The sequence below is a fragment of the Parolsenella sp. genome, from assembly GCF_982402205.1.
In genome coordinates this window covers 1-5,394 of record NZ_CEVYAT010000111.1, presented here as the reverse complement: position 1 = coordinate 5,394, position 5,394 = coordinate 1, and the positions used below count along the sequence as shown (strand labels likewise).

The window sequence follows — 5,394 nt, the reverse complement described above, 5'->3', positions numbered from 1 at the left end:
GCCCTCGTTGTGAATCTTGCAGATGGAGGTAATCCTTCTGTCACGCGCTGAGTAATTTTGGGCGATTTCGGCACATGTGTCGGGGCTTCCGTCAACAACAACGATTGCCTCCCAGCTGTCTTCGTCTTGGCTGAGGACGCTGTCCAAACACGCCGCAAGGTATTGATCGTTTTTGTAAGCTGGAATAATGATTGAAATTAGGGGCATTTGTCTCCTCAAATAAGCTGGATTTGTAATTAATGGTGTACCATTTGCTGTTTCAAAAAGTTTAACCTTTAGATGAATATTGGCTTAACTACGGAGCGAAGCATGCACTTTACAGTCGTTGGAACTGGATATGTTGGCCTGTCCCTTTCCTGCCTCCTTTCGAAGGTGGGGGAGGTCCGGGCGGTCGACATCGTCCCCGGCAAGGTTAAGGCCATCAACGCTGGCAAGTCGCCGATTGGCGATGCCAAGATTGAGGCCATGCTCGCCGAGGGTGTGCCCACTCTTGAGGCAACGCTTGACCCCGACTATGCGTACGAGAACCCTGACTATGTTGTCATCGCTACGCCTACCAACTATGACCCCAACAAGAACACGTTTGATACCAGCTCCATCGAGTCGGTGCTGGATGAGCTTGCAAAGCGGAGCTCTCGGGCTGTTGTGGTCATTAAGTCGACCATCCCCGTTGGTTATACGGAACGCGTCTCTGGTCTCTATCCCAATCTGCGAATCTTGTTTTCGCCGGAGTTTCTGAGGGAGGGGCATGCCCTCGCAGACAGCCTGCGCCCTTCAAGGATTGTGGTTGGCGTCCCTTCCAGAAATGCTGCTGAGGACGACCTCTCCGAAGACGCAAAGACGTTTGCGGAGGCTCTCAGATCTGGAGCTGATGAGGACATCAGAGATTCAGTTCCCGTTCTGGTCATGGGCTCAACGGAGGCCGAGGCAATTAAACTGTTCTCGAACACGTACCTCGCCATGCGCGTCTCCTACTTCAACGAGCTTGATACCTATGCCGCCTCCAATGGCCTGGACGCTTCGAAGATTATCAAGGGCGTCTCGCTCGACCCCCGCATTGGCGACTTCTACAACAACCCTAGCTTTGGCTATGGCGGATACTGCCTCCCTAAGGACTCTAAGCAGCTGCTGGCTAACTTTGGTGACGTCCCTCAGAACCTTGTGCGTGCTACGGTCGAAGCGAATGACACGCGCAAGGATTTCATTGCCGCCAGCGTTCTTGAGAGGTGCCCCAAGCGGGTTGGCGTCTACCGCCTTGTTATGAAGAGCGGCAGCGACAACTTCCGCGAGAGCTCTATTCAAGGCATCATCGACAGGCTCAAGGCGGCTGGGGTAGATATGATCATCTATGAGCCTCGCTGTGAGGGCGAGCCGTTCGCTGGTGTTCCGACGACCGAGTCATTGGATGAGCTTAAGTCCTCATGTGATTTGATTCTTGCCAATAGGATGGCTTCCGAGCTTGATGATGCCGAGTACAAGGTATTCACGAGAGATCTCTGGGAAAGGGACTAGCCGAATCTATATGGCAGAGACCTTCGAGCCAAAGAACATCATCGTCACGGGCGGCTGCGGCTTCATCGGCAGCAACTTCGTGCACTACGTGGTGAACAACCACCCGGACGTGCACGTGACCGTGCTCGACAAGCTCACCTACGCGGGCAACCCCGGGAACATCGCGGGACTGCCGGCCGACCGCATCGAGCTCGTCGTGGGCGACATCTGCGACGCGGCCCTGCTCGACGAGCTCGTCCCCGGGCACGACGCCATTGTCCACTACGCGGCGGAGTCCCACAACGACAACTCCATCGCGGACCCGGAGCCGTTCCTGCGAACCAACGTCGAGGGCACGTTCCGCCTGCTTGAGGCGGTGCGCAGGTACGGTGTGCGCTACCACCACGTCTCGACCGACGAGGTCTATGGCGACCTCGCGCTCGACGACCCGGCGCGCTTCACCGAGGAGACCCCCTACCACCCGAGCAGCCCGTACTCCTCCACCAAGGCGAGCTCCGACATGCTCGTCCGCGCCTGGACCCGCACCTACGGCCTGCGCACGACCATCTCCAACTGCTCGAACAACTACGGTCCCTACCAGCACGTGGAGAAGTTCATCCCCCGCCAGATCACCAACGTCATCGATGGCGAGCGGCCGAAGCTCTACGGCAGGGGCGAGAACGTCCGCGACTGGATCCACACCGAGGACCACTCCTCCGCCGTGTGGGACATCCTCACGAGGGGCCGCATGGGGGAGACCTACCTCATCGGCGCGGACGGCGAGCAGAACAACATCACGGTGCTGCGCATGATCCTCGAGGCCATGGGCCGCGACCCCGAGGACTTCGACTGGGTGGCTGACCGCCCGGGCCACGACCGCCGCTACGCCATCGACTCGACCAAGCTGCGCCGCGAGCTCGGCTGGCGCCCGACGCACAACAACTTCGAGGAAGGCCTGGAGCAGACCATCGAGTGGTACCGCGACAACGAGGACTGGTGGCGTCCGGCCAAGGCCGCCACGGAGGCGCGCTACAGGGCTCAGGGACAGTAGGGCCGTCCGTCCTTCTCGCATGTGAGTAACGAACACATCCATCGCTCACAATTCTCACTGATAGTATGAGTGACGAGTGCTAATCTGTTAGTGATATCACTGACAGCGTGAGTGAGGTGCGGCATGGAGGACTTTGGCCTGGAACAGATAGTCGCTCGTCTGCGCAGACAGGGCACTGATGACTCCGAGGTGGAGGTCAAGGAATGTGCCGCCTCGCTCTCCAAGGACATCTGGGAGACGGTCAGCGCCTTTGCCAATACCTCTGGTGGCCTCATTGTTCTGGGCATTAGCGAGAGAAACGGCTTTGCCCCCGTTGCTGACTTCGACATCAACCGTGTGCGCGAACAATTCGTGGCCGGCATGGGAGATGGCGGCTCGCGGGGCAAGCTCGTCAATCCGCCTCGGTATTCCATCTCGCGTGCGTTTCTCGACTCGTGCCCCGTTCTTGTCATTGAGATTGAGGAGCTGCCCCCTGAGTCAAAGCCCTGCTATCTGCTTGACCGCGGCCCCAGGGCTAGCTATAAGCGCGTCGACGACAAGGACATCCTCCTCTCTGATAACGAGCTGTTCTCGGTCGCCATTGCGTCGGAGCGAACTGCCTTTGACCGCTCTCCCGTTGCCGGTGCTGTGCCATCTGACCTCGACGACGGCCTGGTCCAGGGAACCTTCGCTCGTGCTCTGAGCCTGACTCCTCGGGCGCTCAAGGGGGCGGGGGACGGCGCAACGAAGCTCAAGCGTCTCAACTTCACGAGCGAGGATGGCTCTGTCACTAAGGCGGGGCTGCTCGTTGCGGGCGTTTATCCCCAGCAGTTCTATCCCCGGCTGGTCGTTGACGTTGCCGTTCACGCTGGGACCGAGAAGGGGGCGTCTGGCGCGCTGCGCTTTCGTGACCGAACGATCTGCGAGGGCACCCTGGGCGAGATGGTCGTGGACGCGGTCGCTGCCACTGCCAAGAACCTGAGGCGTCGCTCCGTGGTGGTTGGCGCCGGGCGTATCGATGAGCTCGAGGTTCCCGAGGAGGTCATTCGAGAAGCCACTGCCAACGCCCTGATCCACCGCGACTACAGCCCTCGCTATGACGGCCAGGCCGTCTCTGTCGACATCTTTGACGACCGTATCGAGATTCTTAACCCCGGGGGTCTTTACGGCACGAAGACGCAGCTCAACCTTGCCGACGGTTCCTCATGCTGCCGCAACGCCACTCTCATGAGGCTCATGTCCCTCGTTCCGCTGCCCGACGGCGCAGGCTCTCCGGCCGAGGGCAATGGCTCGGGCATTCCCATGATGCTTAGGGAGTGCCGCGAGCGCGGCCTTCCCGAGCCTGAGTTTTGCCCCCGGCTCGACAGTTTCAAGGTGATTCTGTACAGGCCGGTGGATTCCGGCACCTCTGATCGGCGCATGTCGTCTCGGCTGCAATTGACTGCTACACCGGGCAGGGATTGTGTGCTCGAGATCATCGGTGACCGTGGGGAGATGTCTGCCAGTGATCTGGTGAGGGAGACGGGACTGTCCATGAGCCAGGTGCGCTACCGCATTAAGCCACTTCTGGAGGCTGGTCTCATCGAGGCCACGGCGCCCAAGACGAGCAGGCTGCGCAAGTATCGATTGGCGCAGAGGCACTAGTGCGTGCGTGTTTGGTGCGGTGACGGCGTCTTTGGGTACCGCTGGGCCTTCTCGCGCTGATCTTTGAAAAATGAATTTAGTTGCGCCACAACGCTGTAAGCAGGGGAGATGGCTGCGGGCGCCCCGCAATATTGCGTGGGCGCAAAAACCGTTGACCGACCTCGGCAATAATGTCCCTAGAATGGACTAATATTCTAGTGCCATGCGCGGGAGGCTCCTTAGGTGCGAGCCCCCTTCTTTACTCGCGTGCTCCTCTCGCGCATGGTGCTTTTTGGCCCCCTATGGGCCTTTTTCTTTAATGTCCCGCTTGTTCGATACCATCCTCCCAACTAAAGCTTGGGAGGTCATCGTGGGCAAGACGGTCAAGAAGGTTCACCAGCAGGGGCGCATCCACAAGCGCGCCAGCATCGATGTGACGCCGGAGACGCCCGAGCAAATCCGCACGCGTGTTTACAAGGGCATCAAGGTGGTTTGCCCCGGCTGCGGCGCCAAGGTTGCCCTGTCCTCGCTTGCGAGCGATAGCCGTCCCTTCTCCTGCCCTTCCTGCGGCGGCATGCTATCCGAGGCCACCTATGACGCCTGCGCCCGCGAGCTTGCCGCACAAAACGACGAGGCTAAGGCCGTTGTCGACGCAGCCAAAGCCCTCGAAGGTCAGCTGGAGCAGGCGGGGCTCGTCCGCAAGCTTTATCTCAAGGCGCGCCTTGCCCTGGGTCGCCGTAGGGTTGAGGATGCCCGTGAGCGCTACGCGCAAGGCCGCGCGCTCTACTTTCGCCTTGCCCAGTGCCGCTACTACGTGAGCCAGTGGTTCCGCGCAACGGGAACGCGCCTTGAGTCTGCCCCGGACGCCAGGGGTGAGGAGCGCTATGCCCTCAAGGCTCACTATGAGGGCGATGCGTTCTCGGTGGCGCCCGCGGACACCCGGGCCTTGTCCCGTGGCGTGGTGGGCGAGTGGGCGCTGTTTGAGGCGCTGCGCGCTCGCACCCGTGACACCTCTTCGCCACTGTTTGGGGCTCAGCTTGCGGCGAACCTCTTTCTGCCCGTGGCCTCGCGTTCGCTGCCGCGTCGCTCGGGCGTGCTGGCCCCGCTGTGGCGCCAGGTCGACGTGGTGCTCTTTAGCGAGGTGGGAGCCTTTGTCTTTGAGGCCAAGAGCAAGCGTGCGGCGGTGAGGGTCACGAAGAACTTTGGGGACATCGACCTGCGCGACCGCAAGGGCAAGCATCGCTCAGAGC

5 protein-coding genes are annotated in these 5,394 nt (G+C 60.4%); 4 read left to right on the top strand and 1 reads right to left on the bottom strand.

The features are described 5' to 3' along the window. Positions 1-207, bottom strand: a 207-nt coding sequence (locus tag AC1VTH_RS06335) for a glycosyltransferase family 2 protein (protein WP_481335327.1), incomplete at its 3' end; no start/stop codon positions are given. 102 nt (positions 208-309) lie between these two features. Between AC1VTH_RS06335 and AC1VTH_RS06330 the strand changes: the two genes are divergently transcribed. The 4 genes from AC1VTH_RS06330 to AC1VTH_RS06315 all read left to right on the top strand — a co-directional run. Continuing rightward, entirely contained in the window at positions 310-1,512 is a 1,203-nt protein-coding gene (locus AC1VTH_RS06330) for a nucleotide sugar dehydrogenase (RefSeq protein ID WP_481335326.1), read from the top strand. Between the two features lie 10 nt (positions 1,513-1,522). Then, entirely contained in the window at positions 1,523-2,542 is a 1,020-nt protein-coding gene (gene rfbB, locus AC1VTH_RS06325) for a dTDP-glucose 4,6-dehydratase (protein WP_481335324.1), read from the top strand. A 123-nt stretch (positions 2,543-2,665) separates the two neighbouring features. After that, a complete protein-coding gene (locus AC1VTH_RS06320) occupies positions 2,666-4,165 on the top strand; it encodes an ATP-binding protein (protein WP_481335322.1) in 1,500 nt (499 codons plus the stop codon). Positions 4,166-4,514: 349 nt separating this feature from the next. Then, on the top strand, positions 4,515-5,394 hold an 880-nt coding region (locus AC1VTH_RS06315), incomplete at its 3' end, for a hypothetical protein (RefSeq protein WP_481335321.1).

Bases quoted from the DNA above. Each gene is read 5' to 3' on its own strand.
- AC1VTH_RS06330 (WP_481335326.1), top strand. From the start codon at position 310: ATGCACTTTACAGTCGTTGGAACTGGATATGTTGGCCTGTCCCTTTCC.
- rfbB (WP_481335324.1), top strand. From the start codon at position 1,523: ATGGCAGAGACCTTCGAGCCAAAGAACATCATCGTCACGGGCGGCTGC.
- AC1VTH_RS06320 (WP_481335322.1), top strand. From the start codon at position 2,666: ATGGAGGACTTTGGCCTGGAACAGATAGTCGCTCGTCTGCGCAGACAG.